The organism is Virgibacillus doumboii, from assembly GCF_902806455.1.
In the GTDB taxonomy this organism is placed as follows: domain Bacteria; phylum Bacillota; class Bacilli; order Bacillales; family Amphibacillaceae; genus Lentibacillus; species Lentibacillus doumboii.
This window is the reverse complement of sequence record NZ_CADCWQ010000001.1, coordinates 1,693,063-1,718,053: the sequence shown is the minus strand read 5'-3', so window position 1 is coordinate 1,718,053 and position 24,991 is coordinate 1,693,063. Positions and strand designations below refer to the sequence as shown.

At 37.7% G+C, this 24,991-nt stretch carries 24 protein-coding genes and 1 pseudogene; 1 reads left to right on the top strand and 24 read right to left on the bottom strand.

The annotated features are described in order from the left end of the window. The 16 genes and pseudogenes from G6R02_RS08305 to prsW all read right to left on the bottom strand — a co-directional run bounded on the left by G6R02_RS08305 (nt 1) and on the right by prsW (nt 14,447). Nucleotides 1-783 carry a heptaprenyl diphosphate synthase component 1 gene (locus G6R02_RS08305; protein ID WP_164668758.1) on the bottom strand — a complete coding sequence of 261 codons (783 nt, stop codon included), beginning with the start codon at nt 781-783 and terminating at the stop codon, nt 1-3. Between the two features lie 120 nt (nt 784-903). Then, complete coding sequence (gene mtrB, locus G6R02_RS08300) at nt 904-1,116, bottom strand: trp RNA-binding attenuation protein MtrB (protein WP_164668757.1); 213 nt, start codon at nt 1,114-1,116, stop codon at nt 904-906. 77 nt (nt 1,117-1,193) lie between these two features. Next, complete coding sequence (locus G6R02_RS08295) at nt 1,194-1,466, bottom strand: HU family DNA-binding protein (RefSeq protein WP_164668756.1); 273 nt, start codon at nt 1,464-1,466, stop codon at nt 1,194-1,196. 460 nt (nt 1,467-1,926) lie between these two features. Further along, nucleotides 1,927-3,405, bottom strand: a complete 1,479-nt coding sequence (gene spoIVA, locus G6R02_RS08290; protein ID WP_164668755.1) for a stage IV sporulation protein A — start codon at nt 3,403-3,405, stop codon at nt 1,927-1,929. Between the two features lie 197 nt (nt 3,406-3,602). Next, nucleotides 3,603-4,334, bottom strand: coding sequence for a hypothetical protein (locus tag G6R02_RS08285; RefSeq protein WP_164668754.1), 732 nt, complete (start codon nt 4,332-4,334; stop codon nt 3,603-3,605). An 11-nt stretch (nt 4,335-4,345) separates the two neighbouring features. Continuing rightward, nucleotides 4,346-4,543 (bottom strand): DUF2768 family protein, encoded by a 198-nt coding sequence (locus tag G6R02_RS08280; RefSeq protein WP_164668753.1) that lies wholly within the window; start codon nt 4,541-4,543, stop codon nt 4,346-4,348. Between the two features lie 212 nt (nt 4,544-4,755). Continuing rightward, a complete protein-coding gene (locus tag G6R02_RS08275) occupies nt 4,756-5,016 on the bottom strand; it encodes a stage VI sporulation protein F (RefSeq protein WP_164668752.1) in 261 nt (86 codons plus the stop codon). 59 nt (nt 5,017-5,075) lie between these two features. Next, the gene (locus tag G6R02_RS08270) at nt 5,076-6,113 is read right to left on the bottom strand and encodes an NAD(P)H-dependent glycerol-3-phosphate dehydrogenase (RefSeq protein WP_164668751.1); all 1,038 of its coding nucleotides are present in this window, start codon (nt 6,111-6,113) and stop codon (nt 5,076-5,078) included. A 12-nt stretch (nt 6,114-6,125) separates the two neighbouring features. Next, a complete protein-coding gene (gene der / locus G6R02_RS08265) occupies nt 6,126-7,436 on the bottom strand; it encodes a ribosome biogenesis GTPase Der (protein ID WP_164668750.1) in 1,311 nt (436 codons plus the stop codon). 595 nt (nt 7,437-8,031) lie between these two features. After that, a pseudogene (gene rpsA, locus G6R02_RS08260) lies at nt 8,032-9,162 on the bottom strand (30S ribosomal protein S1). Nucleotides 9,163-9,236: 74 nt separating this feature from the next. Beyond that, entirely contained in the window at nt 9,237-9,842 is a 606-nt protein-coding gene (locus tag G6R02_RS08255) for a lysophospholipid acyltransferase family protein (protein ID WP_164668749.1), read from the bottom strand. 3 nt (nt 9,843-9,845) lie between these two features. Beyond that, a complete protein-coding gene (gene cmk / locus G6R02_RS08250) occupies nt 9,846-10,535 on the bottom strand; it encodes a (d)CMP kinase (RefSeq protein ID WP_164668748.1) in 690 nt (229 codons plus the stop codon). A 139-nt stretch (nt 10,536-10,674) separates the two neighbouring features. Then, entirely contained in the window at nt 10,675-11,325 is a 651-nt protein-coding gene (locus G6R02_RS08245) for a flagellar brake protein (protein ID WP_164668747.1), read from the bottom strand. Nucleotides 11,326-11,403: 78 nt separating this feature from the next. Further along, on the bottom strand, nt 11,404-12,747 hold the full coding sequence (gene ypeB / locus G6R02_RS08240) for a germination protein YpeB (RefSeq protein ID WP_164668746.1): 1,344 nt from the start codon (nt 12,745-12,747) through the stop codon (nt 11,404-11,406). A 15-nt stretch (nt 12,748-12,762) separates the two neighbouring features. Beyond that, on the bottom strand, nt 12,763-13,647 hold the full coding sequence (sleB, locus tag G6R02_RS08235; protein ID WP_164668745.1) for a spore cortex-lytic enzyme: 885 nt from the start codon (nt 13,645-13,647) through the stop codon (nt 12,763-12,765). A 122-nt stretch (nt 13,648-13,769) separates the two neighbouring features. Beyond that, nucleotides 13,770-14,447 carry a glutamic-type intramembrane protease PrsW gene (gene prsW / locus G6R02_RS08230; RefSeq protein WP_164668744.1) on the bottom strand — a complete coding sequence of 226 codons (678 nt, stop codon included), beginning with the start codon at nt 14,445-14,447 and terminating at the stop codon, nt 13,770-13,772. Between the two features lie 85 nt (nt 14,448-14,532). Here prsW and G6R02_RS08225 point away from each other — a divergent pair, with 85 nt between their 5' ends. Continuing rightward, on the top strand, nt 14,533-15,504 hold the full coding sequence (locus G6R02_RS08225; RefSeq protein ID WP_164668743.1) for an asparaginase: 972 nt from the start codon (nt 14,533-14,535) through the stop codon (nt 15,502-15,504). Nucleotides 15,505-15,838: 334 nt separating this feature from the next. On the opposite strand, the gene G6R02_RS08220 is transcribed toward G6R02_RS08225, so the two are convergent. The 8 genes from G6R02_RS08220 to G6R02_RS08185 all read right to left on the bottom strand — a co-directional run bounded on the left by G6R02_RS08220 (nt 15,839) and on the right by G6R02_RS08185 (nt 24,991). Further along, nucleotides 15,839-16,816, bottom strand: a complete 978-nt coding sequence (locus G6R02_RS08220) for a YpdA family putative bacillithiol disulfide reductase (RefSeq protein ID WP_164668742.1) — start codon at nt 16,814-16,816, stop codon at nt 15,839-15,841. 148 nt (nt 16,817-16,964) lie between these two features. Next, nucleotides 16,965-18,245, bottom strand: coding sequence for a Glu/Leu/Phe/Val family dehydrogenase (locus G6R02_RS08215; RefSeq protein ID WP_164668741.1), 1,281 nt, complete (start codon nt 18,243-18,245; stop codon nt 16,965-16,967). Between the two features lie 152 nt (nt 18,246-18,397). Next, nucleotides 18,398-18,982 (bottom strand): genetic competence negative regulator, encoded by a 585-nt coding sequence (locus tag G6R02_RS08210; RefSeq protein WP_164668740.1) that lies wholly within the window; start codon nt 18,980-18,982, stop codon nt 18,398-18,400. 108 nt (nt 18,983-19,090) lie between these two features. After that, entirely contained in the window at nt 19,091-19,858 is a 768-nt protein-coding gene (locus G6R02_RS08205; RefSeq protein WP_164668739.1) for a metallophosphoesterase, read from the bottom strand. A 383-nt stretch (nt 19,859-20,241) separates the two neighbouring features. Continuing rightward, complete coding sequence (locus tag G6R02_RS08200; protein ID WP_164668738.1) at nt 20,242-22,371, bottom strand: catalase; 2,130 nt, start codon at nt 22,369-22,371, stop codon at nt 20,242-20,244. Between the two features lie 179 nt (nt 22,372-22,550). Continuing rightward, nucleotides 22,551-22,874, bottom strand: coding sequence for a hypothetical protein (locus G6R02_RS08195; RefSeq protein ID WP_164668737.1), 324 nt, complete (start codon nt 22,872-22,874; stop codon nt 22,551-22,553). Continuing rightward, nucleotides 22,867-23,454 carry a CPBP family intramembrane glutamic endopeptidase gene (locus G6R02_RS08190; protein WP_164668736.1) on the bottom strand — a complete coding sequence of 196 codons (588 nt, stop codon included), beginning with the start codon at nt 23,452-23,454 and terminating at the stop codon, nt 22,867-22,869. Before G6R02_RS08190 ends, G6R02_RS08195 begins: the two co-directional genes overlap by 8 nt. Then, nucleotides 23,438-24,991: a RecQ family ATP-dependent DNA helicase gene (locus tag G6R02_RS08185; RefSeq protein ID WP_164670347.1), complete on the bottom strand. Its 1,554-nt coding sequence runs from the start codon at nt 24,989-24,991 to the stop codon at nt 23,438-23,440. Before G6R02_RS08185 ends, G6R02_RS08190 begins: the two co-directional genes overlap by 17 nt.

The following is a 24,991-nucleotide window of genomic DNA, read 5'->3' as shown; positions in this document are numbered from 1 at the left end:
TTACCCTTCTTCCGCAATTGATCTGTGTAAAATTCTATCAAGGATATGTGGTTTTATTGGTTCCAGATGCTTTGGAAATTGGGTTATCCATGATTCTACCCATTCTGTTTCTTTTTGAATGAATGATTCTGCAGCATTCCGGATAGTTATATTATCTGTTGAAGGAGAATGTTTGAACCAGACTTCCTGCAATTGGGAAGAACTGTCATACGCCATTTGCTTCATTTCTTCAGTCAATTTATTTGCTAATATCCATTCTGCAGCAATTTTAGTTACAGATGATTCACCGATAAACTCACCAACACGCGTGATTAAACGCGTTTCAATATTTTTGACAATCCGTATAAGCGTTTCAACTGAATCAATGTCACCATAGTATAATTGCATCTTATATTCGTTGATTTCTTTAATTGCCGAAGCAAGTATTTGAATCATTTCCACATCTTCTATTTCAGATAGGATCAAATAATATAATCCACTGTAGTAATCACCTGCTAAAACCGATAATTGCTTTGATTTTCTTTCTGTATTACTTTGCTCGGTGTTATTTGACTTTGGAACCAAATCATGTGTGTCAAGCGCCATCTGGACAAGCATAATAGAAACTGTATAACTCTTCTTTTTATCCTCTGATAATTCGGTATTATTTAAAATTACATTTAAAATAAATAATTTATCTTCATTCAATTCCGGGATTTGTACGTATTTTTCGATATATGAATGATGCATTCTTTCTCTAATCAATGCTTTAAGCTTTCCCATCTCCATACTGGATGTTTGCAAAACAACCACCTGTGCCCTTTCATGCATTCCTTAATGATATTGCCATTATAGCATAATTTGTGTATCTTCCATAACTAAAAGTTAACTCAGCAGTATGGAGACTTCAGCACTAAATATGTTTTATTCGTTTGTTAATTCACCATGGCTTGTCTGGATTACAGCCTTTCCTCTAACTTTAACAGCAGAGGTATGTTCAGTGAACTGCGCAATCATGATTTCATCTTTATCCAGCTTTTCAGAATGATGGAAACGCGTATCAGACCCCCTGGTTAATCCAATAACATTTACTCCGTCTTCCATTGCTTTTATAACAAAAAAATCATCTTTATTCATGAGATCCCTCCTGAGTATTCAAAAGAACAAAGAAAAAAGGGCACGCATTTACGTGCCCTTTTCGCCCTATGTACAAATTACTTAACAGTTTCTTTTAGGGCTTTTCCTGGTTTAAATGCAGGAACTTTACTTGCCGGGATTTTAATTTCTTCACCAGTTTGCGGGTTGCGGCCTTTGCGAGCTGAACGCTCACGTACCTCGAAATTCCCGAATCCGATCAATTGTACCTTTTCACCTTTTTTAAGTGAATCCATGACAGATTCAAAAACTGCATCTACAGCTTTTGTAGCATCCTTTTTAGAAAGATCACTTTTTTCTGCGACTGCATTTACTAAGTCTGTTTTATTCATGACATTCACCTCCTCCCAAAAATTCAATAGACACTGGAACAAATTTAATCTAATTTCATTTGTTCCCAAATTGCCATTTTTTATACTTAGTGCCACCAAATTCATTGATGACAAGGCTTATATTAACCGAGATTGGAACAAATTTCAACAATATATACCTATTTTCTCGGTTTTTATTTGATATTTAGCTATATTTTCCCATTTTAGTTATGCGTTTTTACAGATATTGGTAAAAATAGCCAATTCAATAGAGAGTAGTATTGCAGCCTAAGTATAATGGCTCTTTAAAGGATATACGACACTTATATGCAAATTCCTGCCGTTTTTATAAAAAAATTTGGAACAACTCGGCATTTGCCTTGTCTTATAGCAAATACCGCAGTTTTTCTTATCCATTAAACCTTAGAAAATTGATTTATACTTTATTAAAGTGAAAAAAAATAGCAACTAATTATAGTTGCTACAGAATAATTGCTATTAATCCGCCCGAACCTTCATTTATAATTCGTTCAAGCGTATCCTTTAATTTATATCTTGCATTTTCAGGCATCAATGATATTTTCGCCTGAATTCCTTCCCTGACAATTGAACTTAAGGACCTGCCGAAGATGTCAGACTCCCAGATGGATAATGGATCTTCTTCAAAATCCTGCATTAAATATCTTACCAGCTCTTCACTTTGCTTCTCTGTACCTATAATCGGAGCAAATTCTGATTCTACTTCCACTTTTATCATATGGATGGAAGGTGCAACAGCTTTTAGTCTGACACCGAATCTTGATCCTTGACGAATAATTTCCGGTTCATCCAATTCCATATCTTCCAATGTTGGAGCTGCAATTCCATATCCAGTCTGCTTTACCATCTGCAGTGCACCCGCTACCTGATCATATTCACGTTTTGCATGGGCAAAGTCCTGCATCAGTTCAAGAAGGTGATCCTTGCCGCGGATTTCTTCCCCAACAATCTCTTTCAGTACTTCATCATATAAGTAGTCTGGAGCGTGCAGGTCAATTTCTGCGACTCCTTCACCCATTTCCATCCCTGCGAGGTTTGCGTTTTCAATGTAGTCATAATCTGTAAAATCACCAACTATGTGGTCAACATCACGCAATCTACGAATATTTTTGACGGTGGACTGTATTGCTTCCTGATAATTCTTACGCAGCCAATGGTCTTCTTTCAGTACCATTACCCAGCTTGGGAGATTCACGTTAACTTCCAGTACAGGGAATTCATAAAGTGATTCTCTCAATACATTGTAAACATCATGTTCCGTCATTGTTTCAACACTCATCGCCAAAACCGGGATATCATATTTATCAGATAATTCCTGGCGCAGCAATTCCGTTTCCTGACTGGTGGGCCTTAATGAGTTAACAACCATAATAAAAGGTTTGCCAACTTCTTTTAGTTCCTCGACAACTTTGTCTTCTGCATCCTGATAATCAGCACGTTCAATTTCACCGATTGTTCCATCAGTTGTTACCACAACTCCGATCGTAGAATGTTCCTGTATTACCTTTCTGGTTCCGATTTCTGCTGCATCGTGAAAAGGTATTGGGTCTTCATACCAAGGTGTGTTAATCATTCTTGGTCCATTTTCATCCTCAAATCCTTTCGCACCATTAACAGCATATCCAACACAATCCACTAAACGAACATTGACATCAAGTCCTTCGTCCACATGTACTGAAACGGCCTGATTGGGAATGAATTTAGGTTCTGTTGTCATAATTGTTTTTCCGGCAGCACTCTGAGGCATTTCATCATGTGCCCGATCCCGCTCGCTCTCATTCTCAATATTCGGTAAAACTACCAAATCCATAAAACGCTTAATGAATGTCGACTTACCGGTCCGCACAGCACCTACAATCCCTAGATAAATATCTCCATTCGTCCGTTTCGAAATATCTTTAAAAATATCAACTCTCTCCAAACGATCCCCTCCCGATCTCCTTTTCCATTAATGGTAAACAAAACAAACTACGAATAATTGACATTACAAGTCTATGATGTTGTCCTATCAAATTATGACTTAATTATGTTTAAAAGAAATAAAAAATATAATTTAGCCCTTAAATATAAAAAATTCCCTTGCAACACAATATATGTTGCAAGGGATTTATTATGATATTATTTTTCAGGTGTATTAAAAACAGGCTCACCATCCTTAATGGTATATGGCAATGAATATGCTGGTACAAAAGGTGTATTTTCAGCTAACAGATAACGAATATCGTCCCCAGCTTCATAATTATGATCATACTTTTTTAAAGCATTATTTAAATCAATACGATAATCGACATATAGTTTTCCTTGCGCATCCATTACGATCGGCAAATTTTTCTGTGAAAATGGGCTAACTACATATGGCTCTGATTCAAGCCCCAGCTTTTTATAATCCAATTTGAAGATCCCATCTGCAACTTCCTGACCATAAGGTGGATAAATATGTTCCGACCGATATATTTCAAGCTTAACATTTACTTCTCTGATCGCATCGGTTACCCGTAAATCAATTAATTTCACTTGCGGATTTTCTTCAGGGTAAATAATTGTATATTGATATACACCACCATTTTGAAATGCAGTTCCAGGTATTTCAGCTATTATATTTCGTTCTTTCAGCTTTTTGAAATCAATTAAATACTTTTGAAATATGGGTGTATCACTTGGTTTGGTCCTGATTGGCAGAAGACCGCCAGTTTCTTCCCTGAACGTATCAACTGCTGATTGAACTTGTTCCAGCTGAGCTTCATTAGGTACTTTATTCTTGGATAGTTCATTTTCCGGATAAAGACATCCACTTAATAAAAATACGATCAAAAATGCATTTACCGCCTGTATATATGTATTTTTCTTCATCATCTATCCTCCTATGCCGTCGGACCACTAAAGACAATATATAAAATAATTATTCCACCAAGTATCAAGGAAATATAAGCTAAGAGTGACACAATTCCTGCCAGGAAACCTTTTAACTTATGTCTGCTAAGCAGTATCAGCCCAATGGAAAGTAACAGGAGGGCCATACCTGCAAATGAAATCCACATATTCATCATACTCTGTGACATTTTTTCACTCCCAATCATTTCTTGCAAGACGTATTATAACATAAGGCTACAGCAACAAGCAGTATCCAGACACATAAAAATCCGGGATAAAGGGGGCTGGCTTCATCCCGGTTTGACTAAATAATACCCACAGCAACTCTATCCATGAATGCTTGTGCGATTTATTTTATGCGAGCATACGCATTAATGTATCCTCACTTGCCCAAATATGATTATTTTTTGAACATTTGATTTAAAGTTTGCATATCCATTGGCATACTGTTATTTGTAATGGATTGAACGATTTGATCCTCTTTGGCTTTGGAAATCGGCTTATCCGCAATCAAAGCTAATTGCTGCACCAGATTCCTGACTGTTTCCTCATCCGAAAAATCTGCATGTTTTACGGAATTTGCTACATTATAAATTTCTTCGGGATTTACATTTGCGTCTTTTTGGATTTTATCAAAAAGATTATCCTGAAAATCACTCACATGCTCGCCTCCTTGCATAGTTAATTCAACATATTATATGCAAGGAAGAAATTAGCGTGTTATTTTGTATAGCTTGAGCTAATCAATGCAGCCAGATCATCCATTTCTTCTTTTTTATTTCGTTTCATCAGTTGATCGACTACTTCACTTGGTTTCATTTCATTGAAAAGAATCTGATATATTCCGTTAGTAATTGGCATTTCAATTTGCTGTTCACGGGCAAATTGACTCGCAGCTTTAGTAGTTCTTACTCCTTCAACAACCATCCCCATCTGATCCAATACGTCATCCAGTTTTTGTCCTTTTCCAAGCATATTTCCCGCACGCCAATTTCTGCTGTGAACACTTGTACATGTAACAATCAAATCACCGACACCCGGAAGTCCCAGAAAGGTTAACGGATTTGCACCAAGTGATGATGCCAATCGGGTAATTTCCGCTAATCCTCTTGTAATCAGGGCCGCCTTGGCATTGTCACCATATCCCAAACCATCGGATATACCCGCACCAAGTGCAATAATATTTTTTAATGCACCACCAAGTTCAATTCCCACGATGTCAGGACTTGTGTAGACTCGAAATGATTCATTAAAAAATAAATCCTGTGCCAGTTCAGCATTCTTATTGGTTAAGGATGAAACGGTTACTGTTGTTGGTTGCCTATTGCCCACTTCTTCTGCGTGACTTGGTCCGGATAACACAACAATATCTTCGTACGTATAATCATCCATTTCTTCGCTGATTACTTGAGAAACCCGTTTAAGCGACTCCGGTTCAATCCCTTTTGATGCATGAATAATTGTTGGCTTATGGGTGAGCAACTCATTCAATTGTTTGCAAACATCACGTATTGCTTTTGTAGGCACAACTAAAACGATTGCAGATACATCATCACTTGCTTTTTTTAAATCGGACGTTGCATAAATTTGTTCCGGTATTTCAACGTCCAGATATTTTTCATTTTTTTGTGTCGTATTAATTGCTTCAGCCTGTTCATTACGATGTGTCCACAAGCGAACATCATGTTTATTATCTGCTAAAACGATGCTCAAAGCTGTTCCCCAGCTCCCTGCTCCCAATACTGCTGCTTTACTCAACTGAATTCCTCCTTATTGACGTCTTCTTGCAAATATTTTTATTGGTGTACCAACAAAACCGAAAGCATCCCTAATTCTATTTTCCAAAAAGCGTTCATACGTAAAGTGCATTAGCTCAGGGTCATTTACAAAAACAACAAAACTGGGTGGTTTGACTGCAACCTGGGTTGCGTAAAGCACCTTTAATCGCTTTCCTTTAACTGTCGGAGTCGGATTCATAGCCAGTGCATCCATTATTACATCATTCAGCACATTGGTCTGGACGCGTTTTGCATGGTTTTCACTAGCTGATTTAATCGCTGGAATGAGCGTGTGTAATCGCTTTTTAGTTTTTGCTGAAAGAAAAACAATCGGTGCATAGTCAAGGAAAAGAAAATGAGCACGGATTTTCGTTTCAAACTCCTTCATTATCTTATCATTGGACTCAACTGTATCCCATTTATTCACAGCAATTATTACTGCTCTTCCAGCTTCATGTGCATAGCCCGCAATTTTTTTATCCTGTTCTCTTATTCCTGTTTCGGCATCAATTAAAACGACAACAACATCGGATCGTTCAATTGCCTTTAGGGCACGCAACACACTATATTTTTCAGTGTTTTCGTAAACTTTCCCGCGCTTACGCATCCCGGCAGTATCAGTAATTATAAATTCCTGACCTTCTTTGCTGAATTGACTGTCAATCGCATCTCTCGTTGTTCCCTCGATTTCACTTACTATGACGCGGTTTTCATTAAGAATGGAATTAACTAATGATGACTTCCCAACGTTCGGTCGTCCGATCACACTAAAATATATCGTATCATCTTCCTTGACATCGTCATTTATTTCAGGGAAATAATCAACAACCGCATCGAGTAAATCACCTAACCCAAGTCCATGGGAGCCTGAAATAGGAAATGGTTCTCCAAAACCTAAAGAATAATATTCATATATTTCCTGTCTCATCTCCGGGTTGTCCATTTTATTGACTGCAACGACAACAGGTTTATTTGATCTGTACAATAGTTTCGCAACTTCTTCATCGGCTGCCGTAATGCCTTCACGACCATTCAGCATAAAAATAATTACGTCTGCTTCGTCGATAGCAACTTCAGCCTGCTCCCGCATTTGTACCAGTAATGGCTCGTCACCAACTTCGATACCACCTGTATCTATAAGATTAAAGGTTGATGCCAGCCATTCAGCCTGTGCATAAATCCGGTCACGGGTAACACCGGGAATATCTTCAACAATGGATATCCTTTCCCCAACCAGTCTATTGAATATCGTTGATTTACCTACATTTGGTCTTCCTACAATTGCTACAACAGATTTCCTCATGAAAGGAACATCCTTTCTTTTCCTGTCACAAAATTTGACATTTACTAATACTGATTCAGCTTTTACTAATTCTAGCAAAAGAAAGGTGTAATCACAATTATTATTAAAACTAAGGATTGGTTTGTAAAAAATTTTTGGTAATTGTGTCATTATAAATATAAACTGCGACGTAACCGCCGCATTTGATTTCCGCTACGGGCAGTCGCTTTCACACCTCCGGGTACCAAGGCGACATCTGCTCAAAAAGTTCGTTTTCGCAGTGTCTTCTTAGCCGCGGGCAACGCTTCAGCCTCCTCGGAAGAAGACCACTTCCTGCGGGGTCTTCAGCCGTTGCTTTTCCCGCAGGAGTCGACTGCCCTCCGCTCCAATCAAACGCTGGTACAGTGTAAAGAAACCTATTATGACATGGGGTTCTTTTGGCTTTTACAATTTATCAAAGTAAAGCGAGCCATACCCAGCGGAGTGTATTTCCGCAGCGGTAGACCAGCGCTCATATTAAGTTACTGCACATAATATATCAACTGTAATGGTTGCACTAAAGAACCATAGCAAAAGCCCCTCCTGATTAAGGAAGGGCTTTTCTATAATAAATATATTATTTGTATTTATCCAGTTTATCTCCAATGAAATCGCCGAGTTGGAAACCTGATTGGTCTTCGTCTTTTTCATACTGTTTAAATTCTGCTGCTTCCTGTTCCTGTTCTAACTCCTTGATGCTTAATGACATCCGTTCTTCCTCTTCATTAACTTCCAGAACCTTTACTTTTATTTCCTGACCAACCTCAAGAACTTCCTGTGGTGTACCTACATGACGGTTGGCAATTTGAGAAATATGAACAAGTCCCTCAACACCAGGGAAAATTTCAACAAAAGCACCAAATGTAACAAGACGTTTTACTGTTCCTTCCAGTACATCTCCGCTTGATACCTTTTCCTGAATACCTGATCATGGTCCAGGAAGTGTTTTTTTACGTGAAAGAGAAATACGTTCATTATCCCTGTCTACGGATAGAATTTCTACTTTAATTGTATCGCCTTCTGAAACTACATCAGAAGCCTTTTCAACATGTTCGTGTGCCAATTGGGAAATATGAACAAGTCCATCAATTCCCCCAAGATCAACGAATACACCGAAACTGGTCAGTCGCTGAACTGTCCCCTCTAAAACCTGACCTTCTTCAAGAGTCTGGACTAATTGTTGTTTTTGTATATTCGCAGCTTCCTGTACTACATCTTTATGGGATAGTATAACCCGATTTTGTTCTCTGTTGAGATCAACAATTTTAACAGTTAGTGTTTTATTTTTGTAATCAGTAAAATCCTCTACAAAATATGTTTCCACTAATGAAGCGGGAATAAAGCCACGCAGACCAACGTCAACCACTAATCCGCCTTTAACTATTTCTTTTACTTCCGTTTCAAATACTTCATTATTGTTATATGTTTCTTCTAATGTTTCCCATGCTTTTTCAGCATCAACAGCTTTTTTGGACAGGATTACTTCATCATCCTCCACTTTTTTAACTTTTAAAGTAAGTGTATCATTTTCTTTCACAACATCACTTGCTTGTTCAATATGAAGACTCGACAATTCACTTATCGGTAAAATCCCTTCCGTTTTATATCCAATATCTACAAGAACTTGTTTGTCATCTACCTTTACTACAGTTCCTGTAAGAATATCGCCTACGTTTACCTGTTGCATTTCATTACTAGATTCACTCATACAAATAGCCCTCCTTATAATCCAAAAACAACAATACACTTATATGTTCTTTTTATAACTTCTAATATTTACAATTATTTGTCAAGTAATGAAGACTTTGATTCATGGTTTTTGATCAGATTTCCAATCTCATCCATAATTGCTTCTGCTGTATCCTTAGCTGATGCTTTAGCGGCCCGATATGGCTCCATATTGATAGGTTTACCATAAATCACCGTAAGTTTTTTGCCTGGCTTATATGGACCTATAATCGCACATGGAACGATTGCTGCATTGGATCTCAACGCAAAAAATCCCGCCCCTGAAAGTGGCTTGCCAAGCTTTCCTGTCTTACTTCGAGTACCCTCAGGAAATAATCCCAAAGTATTTCCATCTTTTAAAATCTGCAGCCCTTTTCGCAGTGCATTTCGATCACGTAATCCTCGTTTGACTGGAAATGCATGAATACCTAATAATAATTTTCCTAAAAACGGTTTTTCAAAAAGTTCTCCTTTTGCCATAAAATAAATATCACGTGGAGAAGTAATTCCAACTACTGGAGGGTCCAGATTTGAAATATGATTGGAGCAAATAATAACAGGTCCTTTTTTTGGAACATTTTCCTTTCCGATGACCTTAATTCTGTACAATGGATAAAAAAGTAGTGAAACAACATATTTTGCAAATTTATAAAGACTCATTTTCTAACCCCTCTGCTCAGCAATTACTTTTCTTGCCTTATTCAGGATAGATTCAGCCACTTGATTAATTGTTAATGACGTAGTATCGATTTCGATTGCATCATCAGCTTTTAATAAAGGTGCAGCCTCTCTCTTTGAATCGATTAAGTCTCTTTGTTCTATTTCACGTTTTAGTTCTTCCAAATCAGAGGAGAATCCTTTTTCCAAATTTTCTTTATGCCTTCTTTTGGCACGCTCTTCAACAGTTGCAATCAGAAAAATCTTTACCTCCGCATCAGGGATGACATGTGTCCCAATATCCCTTCCATCCATGACTACTCCTCGTTTTTCAGCTAATTCCTGTTGTCTTCTTACCATGTCTTCGCGAATACTGGGGTGTTTTGCAACCTGTGATACATTGTTTGTAACCTCATTGGTGCGTATTTCCGATGTAACATCTTCACCATCAACCATCACATGCTGACCATCCTCTCTCTGGATAAGCTCTATATCTGTGTCAGCCAATAACCCGGCAAGTGAATGTTCATCTTCAAGGGAAATTTGGTTTGTAAGAGCTTTTAAGGTCAAACTGCGATACATTGCACCAGTATCAATATAAATATAGGAAAGTCTCTCTGCTACGATTTTAGCTACGGTACTTTTGCCTGCTGCGGCCGGACCATCGATTGCTATTGCTATTTGCTTATAATCCATTGATGTACTTCATTCCTCTCATCTTCCATTCATGGTAGTAATTTTGCCATTAAAGGAAAAACTTGGCCAAAGCCAAGTTTGAATTAAACTCTATATAAATAATAACATAATTATAAAAAAGTGGTCTATCGGTTTTTGCTTATAATAACTCTTTTTTTCTGGCCTCACGTTGTTTCTCAAAACAATACCTGATAATACTCTGTTGTACTTGTTTATTAACTGAAATAAACTTCATTGAAGCCGTCTTAACTTTATTTCCATCCTCTTTTACACGAATCACTTCCGCCTGTGCATTTACATAGCTGTAATCTCCTGAATGCATCTTAAGAACGATACAAACATCGGCAGATTCATTGGTTGTGACATTTTTACCATTAGGGATAATCATTGACATTCCCCCGCCGCTAATATCGGATGTTACTGTCGTAAATGGTTCATTTGTACCATGAAACGCAACATCCACTGCTGTTTCGATCCGCACATATTCACGACGCTGTATTTTTTTAATATCCTTTTTATCAGGAAAGTATATTGCAAGTGCAGGTACATTTAATTTAACCTTTGCTACAATTTCTGTATGAAACAAATAAACGGATTGATCCTTACCTACATATGTAGCTGTAAAACGTGTGCCTTTTGGCAGAAATCCAGTTTTATTGGTTTTCGTTTCAATTGGATAATCGATAAATATATAGTGCTCGTTTTTCTCAATAACTTTACATCGATATTTCTTTGTTTCCTTATTATTCGGTTGTTTGATTTCGATGGTGAGTAATGTTCCAATTCTCAAATTTAATACCCCCATTTAAGTAATACGATATACCTATTATTACAGAAAAATCAAAAAAGGGAAAGACTTAATCTTTCCCTAAAATACAGCAGCAAAATTAATTTCCTTCCCGTCCAGTCTTTCAACCTTTTCTTCTGAACCATTCATTGCATTTATAAATATGCGGTATGTCTCATTTCCCATCGTGCCTAAGAATTCATAGACTAATACCTCTTCACCAACATCGTTATCGATTACCGCCAAATGCTCCTCGTTAATCTGAACGTCCGGGTTTACTTTATCCTTAGCCTCTTTTTTGGATATCTTCGGCTCCGGAATATCTCTTTTCTTATGATTCATAAAGTAATTTCGAGCAGTAAGACCAAGGAGATCACCATTATCCAGTGCTACTTTAACTTCAATAGCATCAGAATAAACGCGGATTCCATTCTGATCATAAAGAAACGAATATACCCCAATGTTATCATATTGGTTACTTTGAAATATCATCATATCTTCAAAATTGTGTTTTTTCAGGTAGCCTTCAGCCTTTTCAAGCCCCTCATTAAGACTGATTTTTTGTTCACCAACATTCCGGTTTACCAATAATGTAATAGGATGTCCGCCTTGTTGAGACATGTCCATATACCCAGTTTTCTTTCCATTTTGATACGAGATACTATAGACAGGTATATCGGCCCCTTTTCCATTTTTAGTGATTGTTATATTATCCTCATTTTTTACATTAAATAATTCTTTGCTTCGTTCCAATGCTTTGGTTTTACCAATTTTATCACCTTTTAAAAATTGATACTTATGCTCATTGGAAGATGTTCCACTGATTGAAGAATCTACATTGCTTTCGGTAAAACCTTCTACTTTCTTTTCAACAGTTTTAAAGCCGTCAACAATAGTATTATCCGACTGTTCATCCTTTGTTGCTAATGCAAGTTGTACATCCATCCAACGAAGATTCTCATCCAACACGACATGCTGAACCTGACGAAGTTCATCTTTCAATTCCTTGGATTGTTTATACAGTTCTTCAAGTTTAGATGTTTCCTTTTCGCTTAATGGTTCCTTCTTTAAATCCCTGACTGCAGTTCGATAGGTAAAATCACCTATATTTGAAAGGAATTCTTCCGTTTTATTAAAAGGCAGCAATGTGAGAGGCAATTGTCCTACATTTGATATTGCTTCAGATGTCAGCCGCCATATTTCAACCATTTGCGGAGATAATCTTTCTCTCGAGTTCATTGCAAGTGCCGTTCCTATTTTATCATGCAGCAGATCCATATTATAGGAGAGTTCATGAAATGCCCGCTGATACGTATTTTCTGCCTGGATAAGAACTTCATTTTTTTCCTGATGTTCCTGGTAGCCCCAAAATGCTGTCCCGGCAAGTCCGACAGTAAGAACGCCTATTAATATCCATCGTACCATTTATATCACTCCTCACTATTTGGCAAATATATGTTTTCCTATCTTCTTAATCTGAGGTCTGGACCATATCCAATCAGATGTTGCAGTGTTGGGGTTAAAATAATAAATTGCATTGCCTGAAGGATCCCAACCATTTATTGCATCCAGTACAGCTTTTCTTGATTTTTCAGATGGTGTCAGCCATATTTGTCCATCAGCTACCGCAGTGAATGCCCGTGGTTCAAATATTACGCCTGATACTGTATTGGGAAATGAGGGACTCTCTACTCGATTCAGAATTACAGCAGCGACTGCTACCTGACCAACATAGGGTTCACCCCTTGCCTCCCCATTTACCGCATTTGCCATTAATTGAATGTCATTTTGCGAGTATCCTTGGGGTACGTTAACAGCAGTTGGTTCAACCGCATCCTGCTGGTTTCCTCCACCCTGCTGATTGTTCGTATTCTGTTGATTATTGGTATTCTGCTGGTTATTGGTATTCTGTTGATTATTGGTATTCCCTTCAGATTGCTGGGAATTAGGCATACCCCCATAGTGTGTAAAGTCGTTTCCTTGTCGTATTTGTTTTTTTACATACTGTTTGTCATATTCACTTGCTTCCGTCAGTTTTTGTTTTGTTTCTGGTCCGGCAAGTCCATCAACTTCCAGGCTGAATTCATACTGAAAATTACGTAATGCCCAATAGGTTCCCCAGCCGAATACCCCGTCAATATTTCCATTATAAAATCCCAAATATTGTAGTCTTGCCTGCAATTCAATAACGTCATCACCTGTAGAACCATGTTGAATTACTTGTTCGGAAAATGCATTTACCGGCTTTGTGGAAAAAGTTGATTGAAGTCCTATCGCCAAAACACATATAATGAAAAAGAATAGAAACATTTTTTTATAGTTCATTTAGTTTCCTCCTGCTGTACATTATCAAGTAATATCTATTTTTTAACATAATGTCTATTTTATTCATTAAGAATTTCAACCATAAAAAATCCTTTGTATCTAAAGGTTTAGAAACAAAGGATTTATGCTCGCATTTTTCTTTTATGATCAATATTGTTGATAATTGGCTGATTGGCAGCTTTTATACGGTGGAGTCCAACAATCCATAGTATAATCATAAACGGGATTAACAGTGTCAGCCAATCGCTTGTGACAGTTTCCAGGATATAATTATAACTGCTATGCAAAATGAAAGGGAATACCAAAGCTAATGCAATATTCCATTTTTTATACCGGCTTTTAACTTTTGCCTTACCGAAATGGTATCCCATTATAACACCGAATAATGCATGGGATGATACTGGAAATAGCGCTCTTGTAAACGCATATTCAATTCCATTGGTAAGCAGGTACAATAAATTTTCTACCGTAGCGAAACCCAAACTTATGGAAACAGCATAGATTATTCCATCATAATGTGCGTCAAATTCCGTGTGATGATAAATAATATACAGAAATATAAACCATTTAAAAAACTCTTCGATAAGACCGACATATAAAAAGGATTGAACAAAAGCACTGGTGCCCGGGCTTTCCACTGTAAAGGCATATTGAATAAACATAATCGGAAATACAAGTAAAGCACCAAATATGAAGGTTTTTAATATTAACGTTATTGGCTCAGTAAATCGATCTTTTAAGTAAAAAAAAGCCATTAAGGCAAACGTAGGTGCTATCCCGGCTGATAAAACAGCAAGCATGACAAATAACCTCTTTCCAATTATGTTTATTTCATCGTATCATTAAGTAATGTAAATGAAAATAGAAATTAGGCTGGTGATTAACGTGAAAGATATTGCAATTATACATACAGGCGGAACAATTTCGATGCTGGAAAACAAGAATACCGGAGAAGTTACTACAACTGACAAACATCCACTGACGGATTTATCGTATTATTTTAAAGCTTATGCCAACGTGAAGGAATCCATTGCTTTTTCACTTCCTTCTCCCCAAATAACACCAAAGCATATGCTGGACTTGGCAAATAAAATTGTGGATATGGCCGATGATTATGACGGATTTGTTATTACTCATGGAACAGACACACTGGAAGAAACGGCATATTTTCTTGATCTTGTACTCGATACAGATAAACCAGTTATAATCACAGGTGCCATGCGGTCAAGTAACGAAATTGGATCTGATGCTCTATATAACTTAATCAGTTCATTCCGGGTGGCATCTGACAGTGAAGCCGGAAACAAAGGCGTGCTGGTTGTAATGAACGATGAGATTCACACAGCAAGGAATGTAACAAAGACATCAACAAGTAATGTAGCTACATTTCAAAGTCCGCAATACGGGCCAATTGGAATTATTACTAAAGAGTCGATTATATTTCACCATACGATCATATCGAGGCATATACACCCGGTAAACCAAATTGACAAAAATGTGTTTTTATTAAAAGCATACGCTGGGATGGACGAGCAAATTTTGAGCGCGCTGCATGAGACCGGACCGGACGGAATTGTAATTGAAGGATTGGGGCAAGGTAACTTACCTGTAAGGACGGTCAGACCAATCCAGCAAATGATTGAGGATAATATACCTGTAATACTTGTATCCAGATGCTTTCAGGGGATTGTACAACCAACATATGCCTATGATGGCGGAGGAAAGCAGTTGAAAGAAAAGGGTGTTATATTAGCCAACGGATTAACAGGCCCGAAAGCCAGATTAAAATTACTAATCGCCTTGGAAACAACTAGCAATGTTAAGGAACTAACAAATATTTTTGAAAAAGAATACTGATAGAAAGCCTGTTTACTGAATGAATTGTTGCTATTTGCTTCAGTATAGAGTGCCGAGCCTCCTCAGCTCGTACCTCGCTTCCGAGACTCGCCTAGCTTGAACTTCTGAGCAGGAGTCTCGCATATTCCATTTGCTGGTTTTAATGGTTTAAAAATCTTGATATATCTTTTTATTCATTAAAAGCAACAACCAGCGAAGTGTATTTTCGCAGCGGTGGAATAAACACTCAAATAAGTTACGTCACATTTTATTTCAATTATGGAATAACAGTACCTATATGTAATGCGCAAAAAAAGAATGGATAACAGCCATCGACTGTTATCCATTTTATTTGTTAGGACTGGTTTGTTATTGCGTCGGCAATTTTCTCACCATGATGCCGTCCGTTTTCAATGAAGATCTCATTATTATTGTACCCGGCAGCAACAACACCGGCAACATATATGCCCGGGACATTCGTTTCCAGCGTATCTTCATTAAATTTTGGCCGGCCGCTTTCATCATCAATCAAAACTCCGGCTTTTTTCAGAAAATCATGATCTGGTTTATATCCTGTCATTGCAAATACAAAATCATTTTGAATCTCTTTTGTTTCTCCATTTACTGAATATAAAACCTTATCGTATGTGATTTTTATAGGGGTTGCGTTAAATTCCATCATAACCTTGCTCTTTCTTACTAACGAGTCAAATTCAGGCAGAATCCAAGGTTTGATACTTTTCGAATATTCTTCTCCCCGGTATAGCACTGTCACATTTGCTCCCGCCTTATGAAGTTCAAGAGCAGCATCCACGGCTGAGTTTTTACCACCAATGACCGTTACATTTTTATTAAAATATGGGTGAGCTTCTTTAAAATAATGAGTTACTATGGATAACTCTTCACCAGGAATATTTATTTTATTCGGTTGATCATAATACCCGGTAGCAATAATTGCTGTATCCGTTTGATATTCACAAATTTCACCATTTATTTTTTCTGTTTCTATTTGAAAAGTCCCGCCTTTTGATTTTATCCCGGTAACTTTTTCAAATGTGTTTATTCGTAAATCCTTGCGTTCGGCAACAGCTCGATAATAAGCAAGTGCCTGAATCCGGACGGGTTTTTGCTTTTCTGTTATAAAAGGCAACCTGCCAATTTCAAGTTTTTCACTTGAACTGAAAAAAGTCTGATGTGTGGGAAAGTTGTAGATTGTATTTACCACATTTTCTTTTTCAATGATTAATGGTGAAATTCCCCTCTCCTGGAGTTCGATGGCACATGACATTCCACAAGGTCCGCCTCCAATAATTACAGCTTTTTCTCTCTGCATCCTTAAAGCACTTCCTTTACTTACTTAAAACTTTAAACCATAAAAAAACTCCTATCTAACTATACATGATAAGAGTTTTTCCGTCATTAAATTCGCTTTACATTTCAAGGTTGAGTCAATATTTAAACTTCTGATCCCGGTATTGTATCTATACCCAGCCCCTGAATCTTGCAGCCTCGGCCATTTTACGTACACCAATCATATATGCTGCAAGACGCATATCCACTCTTCTCGTTTGTGCTGTATTATATATATTATTGAAAGCTTTAACCATGATGGATTGAAGTTTTTCTTCAATCTCGTCTTCCTCCCAATAATAGCCTTGGTTATTTTGTACCCATTCAAAATAGGATACAGTAACTCCGCCAGCAGAAGATAACACATCCGGTACCAATAGGATGCCACGTTCAGTTAATATTTTCGTTCCTTCCAATGTAGTTGGTCCATTAGCAGCCTCGACTACTATATCAGCCTTAATGCGATGTGCATTTTCTTCTGTAATCTGATTTTCGACTGCTGCAGGAACAAGGATATCACAGTCCAACTCCAGTAACTCTTCATTGCTTATCGTATCATTAAACAGTTTTGTAACTGTTCCAAAGCTGTCTCTTCGGTCAAGAAGATAATCAATATCGAGACCATCAGGATCATGCAATGCACCGTATGCATCGGAAATCCCAACAACTTTTGCACCAGCATCATGTAAAAACTTGGACAGGAAACTTCCAGCGTTACCAAAGCCCTGAACAACTACTCTTGCCCCTTTTACATCAATTCCCTTTTTCTTTGCTGCTTCGTTAATAACGATTGTAACACCTTTTGCAGTAGCAGATTCTCTTCCATGTGAACCACCTAGAACGATCGGTTTACCGGTAATAAATCCCGGACTGTTAAATTCATCAATACGACTGTATTCATCAAGCATCCAGGCCATAATCTGAGAGTTTGTAAATACATCCGGCGCAGGAATGTCTTTTGTTGGGCCAACAATCTGGCTTATAGCACGAACATAACCGCGGCTTATGCCTTCCAATTCCCGAAATGACATTTCACGTGGATCACAAACAATACCACCCTTACCTCCACCATATGGCAAGTCAACAATACCTGCTTTTAAGCTCATCCATATTGATAAGGCTTTCACTTCTTTTTCAGTGACATCAGGATGGAATCTCACACCACCTTTTGTTGGACCTACAGCATCATTGTGTTGAGCACGGTATCCAGTGAAGATTTTAATTGAGCCGTCATCCATCCGCACAGGGATTCTTACTGTCATCATACGGATAGGGTCTTTTAACAACTCAAATACTTCATCAGGGTAACCCAACTTCTCCAGTGCATTTTTAACAACAGTTCGTGTTGAACTTAACACATCCAGTTTATCAATCGTTTCTTTAGTAGAACCTGCTGCATTATCGGCTACCATGAACTTACCTCCTAGATTATCAAAAAAATATTTAAATTATAGCTGTACTCAGAGATTAGTATACACCTTCACAATAAATATGCAATAATATAAATCTATTTTCTTCAGGAAAATACGAAAGCGTTGTCATTCCTTATTTCAAACCTGATACCTTAGCGGTCATAAAACGTGCTTATAATCTGTCTGACAGCATATTCCTGTAATATTACCTTTCCATATTCCTTCAATCGATGTGATGTAATAATGCTTGGAATAGAAAACTCGGACATGATGGCTATTATATTTTCCTTATTTTTGGAAAAAAGCTCACTATCATGCAACAACATATAATACCGGTTATCCAAGTAGTAAACTTGCCCGCCCTCCATATTAAATGATGATAAATATGGCGTTACCCGGATAATATCTTCAAAATCGTCAAAGGAGAATATCAATTCCTTACTTTCATCCAATGTCACTTTCATTTCAATGAAGTCCTCATCCCAACTTGTATTTTCAATTTTTTGTGTAACAATAACATGCATCCCCTGTGCTTGCATCAAGTGTACTTGAACAAGCAGTTCACCTTCCAGCTCAAAATCCAGTTCGGTACTGGCTTCATACATCATATCGCTAAACAAGGTCTTGACATTTGCGGCATCATACCATAAATCCTCTTTTGTAAAACCACGGTCAATTAAATCATCAAACGTTAAAAAAATCGTAAATTGATTCTCGGAGACCCGTTCAATACGCATACAGCATCCTCCTTAATACCCATTTTAAAGCAGTGTTACTATTTTTAAAGTAAAAACTCGCACAATATTCTTTACTATACTATATGCCATAAACGCAATTGTTGAACATTACATTTTCGTTTGTATAAATGTTAATACATGACATTCTGATTTTGTACCGAGACGAAAAGGCAATCTCGTGTACCCATAGCCTTCGCTGACTATAATAGTTGTATTATGTAATTTGGTCAATCCGCCTCTTTCAAAAAATCCAAATCCTAAAATTCGAATTTGTCCTCCATGTGTATGACCTGCTAAAACGACATCAAGTTTATTCTGCGATTCTTCATCCAGGTCATAAAATGCACTTGGGGCATGTGTCAGCAGAATATTATATTCACCTTCTGCATTTGCCATAGCAAGATCAAGTCTGGCCTCGCGATATTGGCAGCAGTCAAGTCCGATAAGGCTAACTTTATTATTATTTATTGTTATATCATCATTCTGGTTTGCCAAAATAATTACTTCTTCTTCAATTAACAGTTCGTAAATTCTATTTGGGAATGCCTCATAATCGTTATTCCCCCATACAAAATAAATCGGTGCGTTCAGTAGCTTCAACTTCCGAATGTTATCTCTTGTTCGTTCGATCGGAACGCCTTTTTCTGTCAGGTCACCGCCTATAACAACAATGTCAATTTTCTCACCAATGTCATTTAGTGTATCCTTTTTTAACGTTCTTCGGTGAATGTCAGATATGAAAAATAAACGGAATGAAGATTTTATTTTCGTGTCATGGATTGTCCGATAATCAATTGTATCATGATGTGCTGTATAAACCATATAGAATATCAATAATGTTAATACGATTATAAAGACGGATATTATGAATGCCACTAAAAGTCTTCCTTTCCGACAGCTTTTTTGTAAAAATAAGGCTATTTGATTCCGATCACTTATTTGCAAATACAACAAACATGATCAATGGAATTGATTACAATATACCGTTAAGGTTAGCGGATGAGATCCTAAGTCTATAACATATCCAGAAATATTTTGTATTTCCAGTTGATGTGAACACCAAAACTAATTATTTTAAATAGTATCATGTTTCTCGTCATTATAGTACAATACTGAATTATTTAACTGGAAGAATACAGAAATCATTAGGACTCACACCCCAGTATATACAGAATTTGTGTTGACATGTTAGTAATTAAATAAAAAAGCTTCCCCATATTTTCATGGGGAAACCCATTCAGATCATCCTATTAACAGCTCTATGTTCGTTCAAAGAAACGCTGCTGTGCAACTGCAGCGACATAATATTTAGCGAAGTTTGGATTGTTACCAGCAAAAACAACACCAGCCAGGTTATTCTCTTCTATCGATTTAAAATAAGACATGGCGGTTGTTGCAACACCAATTGGTTTATAGTGTTTATATTGTTCACGGATGAAGTGCATCAGGTCCTGATGGAACTTTGCCTGATTATCGGTTCTTCCACCAACAACATAAATTGAGTCAAATAAAACAGGATATGTTGACACAAATGGCTTATCAACTTCAATTCTTGTACCATCGTCCCCAACAACTGTACCAAGGTTTTCACTTAAAACATTTACAAACACACCATATTTTTTCAGGACGTTAAGTGTGTGTCTTACCTCCTCACCATTGAATCCATTGCCAATCAACACAGCAACATTTTGTGTATAGGCATAGTGCGGAGTAGTAGCCGTACTCAGAGCAGGAGAACTTGCCGAAACCGGTACCTGTGATCCCGTCGGCGGATCAACTCCAATATTTTCAGCAATTTGACATGCCATATCTCGATCCACGTTAGCCCACATTTCAACGTTCTGCTGCCGGATGGATTTACTTTTAACATATCCCAGATGGAAGCTGAATGTCTCCACGATGCGCTGCTTCTCACCAGGTGTCATGCTATTCCAAAAGAGTCTTGGCTGTGAAAAGAAATCAAAGAATGACTCACCCGGGCGTTCTCTTGTCTTGTGTCCATGGACTTCTTCTGGATAATGCGCATAGCCTCCTTGTTCTGGCGGGGTTTCTGCTGGTGTATTGTCAGCTAACGAATTATTACGATAAGTTACCTCGTCAACATCGATCCGGTGTCGCACATATCCTTGCCGCTGGTTAACATTCTTTTCACTGATCGGCTGGTTCACTGGTATATTATTAATATTTCCCGTGCCAAGCCGGTGGTAATCCGTATCTCTGTAGGCAAACGATCTACCCTGCAGGACGGGATCATCCGTAAAGTCAATTCCCGGGACTACTGTTGCCGGGTCAAATGATGCCTGCTCTTCTTCTGCAAAGAAATTATCAACAAGTCGATTCAACGTCATTTTACCAATGATTTCAACTGGAATGACTTCTTCCGGCCAGAGTTTAGTATCATCCAGAATGTCAAAATCATATTTATACTGATCGCCTTCATCAATCAGCTGCACACCCAATTCATATTCAGGATATGCCCCACTCCTAATTGCGTTTTTTAGGTCCCGTCGATGGAAATCCGGATCCACTCCGCCGATTATATTTGCTTCATCCAACAGCAGGGAATGGACGCCGAGCAGAGGCTTCCAGACAAATCGGACAAAGGTCGATTTACCATGTTCGTTAATAAACCGGAATGTATTAACTGGCCAGGCTTCCATCATGCGCCAGCTTCTTGGCCGGCCCCTGTCGGACATAAGCCACATCACGAAATGTGCAATTTCCTGGTTATTGGCGATATAGTCCCAGGCAGTATCGTGTGCAACAGTGGCTTGCGGAATGCCCGTTATTGGACTCGGTTTTACCGCATGTGTAAAATCTGCAAATTTCATCGCGTCCATGACCGCAAAGACTGCAAATGAGAGTGCCAGCATATCATAATTTCCTTCTTGTGTGTAAAACTTGGTTGCAAATCCGCGTATATCGATTGCTGTATCTTTGGAACCTTTACTTCCGATAAAGTTGGAAAATCGGACAAACACAGGCGTTTTGCTTCCGGGTTCCTGTAAAAAATCGGCTCTTGTGACATGACGCATGGATTTATATAACTCAAATTCACCATATGCCCCGTCACCTCGTGCGTGAACTACTTTTTCCGGGATCCGTTCCCTGTTAAAATGCGACTGTTTTTTGTAAAAGTGAAAGTCCTGAAATAGTGTCGGTCCACGTCTTCCCGCTCGTAACGACCAGTTGTCTTCCGAAATTTTTAAACCGGCATCACTTGTTAATTTCTTGCCTGGACCAGTATTTTTTTCACGGTATTTTTCCAGTTCTGCATCTTTCTCGTCGTAGAAAGGCCGCCTTTTGTCGTCAGGTGTCCTCTCATTATTGGGTTCTTTGCTGTTTTCGGGCCGTTTAGGATTTCTTTCATTATCTTTATCCTTATCCATTTTATCACCCATCCTGTTGTAAAATATTTTTGTTCCAATTACATACATATGCTTCCATGCTGAAGTTAGAACTTGAAAGAGTGACTGTGGTACAGGAAGGAATAGATAAATTGGACAAATTAAAATGGAATCTTCATATACCAAACAAAAGAAGATTCCATTAGAAAAAACCAAATTTATTAGAAAGAATTATAAATCTCTATAAGCTCGTCCCCAAGAAGTATATAGGATCCCCCCACTACAAGAACAATTATAACAATAACAAAAATCAGTCTTAGTAATGCACCACTGAATTTAAAATGTACTCGGCCATTGTCACTGTTGTGTACCTCTTTTCTGGGAGGCAGATTTAATATATCAACTTCACGTTCATCTGTATCATTAGTTTCTTCCTTATCATCATTTTCTTCAGGTAAAGGCTTTTCGGAACTGCCCTGCACCTCATCCAACAGATTTCGCAATTCATCCGTATGTTCCTCATAATCCTTCGTTTGATTACTCATTATACAGCACCCCACTTTTGAAGCGAATTACTGCTCCCAATAAAAAATCCACAATAAAATGAGCAGTGATTGTGACGACCAGATTTTCCGTAAGCACAAAAATATAACCAATATAAAAGCTTACAACTAGAACTGAAATCAATAAAACCGGTTTTTTTAAATACCGTATATGTACTACTGCAAAAAGTACACTTGCAATGAAATACCCGAATGTTGTTTGAATTACTCCTCTGAACAGAAGTTCTTCTGTAATTGCAACAAGTAATGCAAGTACAAAAATTCCACCAATAGAGCGGTTTTTAAAAATTCTATCATTTATTCCCCCATCATCATAGTATTTTTTGGGAAAAATATAGATGAGAACAATATCAATCGTAACGATAATCAGACCTGGCAGCAAACCATAATATGCGACTTCGTACACATCGAAATGGAAGTATGTGAGCCATTCCGCTATCGTGTCAAAAAAGAACAAGCTTAACAGAAAACTTACAACCAGTAATAAAACTTGAGAAAAATATAATTGTTTAGTTAACTCTTCATCAGTCAGTTGCTTTATTATCTCACTTTGTTTTGTCATCACTATCTCCAACCAACAGTAATTTCTTTAATTTGTTTTTCCAGGTAAATTGTGAATGCCTGATTTCAGTTTGTGCTGGATTCCACTCAGTAAAATCAAAACCACAATTGGAACAGCACCAGTCTATTGGTGTCTTAAATCCATCCTGAAACCCTTTATAAATATGCTCCCGTAAGCATTCATCCTGATGAATCCAATTGACCATCTCATTCAATTTTTGTCCTTTCAAAAATTTTCTGTTTGTTATCAACTCGCTAATATCGTGCAATGATTTAATCCATTTGTCTTTCTGGTAGATAATCTCAATTTCTTTAATCATACCATGCTTCTCCAGTTGATAGTGTAAAAATCGCCACTGTGTTTCACTTAATTGTAATTCCTGTTCAAGCTGATGAACCGGTGGAAGAATTGGTGACTGCCGGTACAGTTGGTAAAGTCTGCTGAATATTTGATGTAATGCATCTTCAGACGGCAATTCGTTTTCAATAATGGAATTTGGAATTTGAGCATCATCCGGTGCGTAAAGCAAAAGACTCACACTTGATATCCCATCACGTCCTGCCCGTCCAACTTCCTGAACAAAGGATTCAGTCTGTAAAGGAAAGTGATAATGAATAACCAAACGAATATTATGCTTGTTGATTCCCATTCCAAAAGCACTAGTACAACAAATCACATCCAGTTGGTCATTCATAAATTGCTGCTGGATGGTAACCCGGTCCAATTGATCCATTCCCCCATGATAAAAAGCTATACGGTGTGAGGGAACGTTTTCGGATAAGAAGGCAGCAATTTCCTCTGTCTTTTGCCTGCTTGAGAAATAAATCAATGTTGGTACACGATAATTTTCCAGAATGTTGACAATGATATTTCGTTTCCCGGAGTCACCACTAACTTTTTGAATGGAAAATATAATGTTTTCACGGTCCACAGGATAAATATGTTTGACCATAGCAGGCCTGCTTAACGAACCAATAATATCGTCCTGTACTTCTATTGTTGCTGTAGCACTTAATGCAAGAACAGGCGGATTATTCAGTGTATTCAGTACCGCATCAAGACGTAAATAATCCGGTCTGAACTCATGTCCCCACTGTGAAATACAATGAGCTTCATCGATTACAAACAAACTGATTTTTACAGATTTCAAACGATCTGTCATTTCCCTTTGCTGCAGCAATTCCGGTGAAACATAAATCAATTTATATTCATCCAGATGACTTAAAACACGTTTTTTATTCCGTGGTTCCATAAAGCTGTTTAAGGCAGCAACAGCCTTAAAGCCTGTTGATTTTAATTGTTTTACCTGATCCTGCATCAGCGATATCAGTGGTGAAACTACGATGGTTATTCCATCAAAAATACTGGCAGGAAGTTGATAACAAAGAGATTTCCCTGAACCCGTCGGTAAAATCCCTAATACATCATTACCCTGAAGAACATCTTGTATAATTTCCTGTTGTCCCGGACGAAACGATTCAATATTAAATTTTTTTAAGTGTTGTTTATCAAGTAAGTTGACAGTCAATTTGATCAC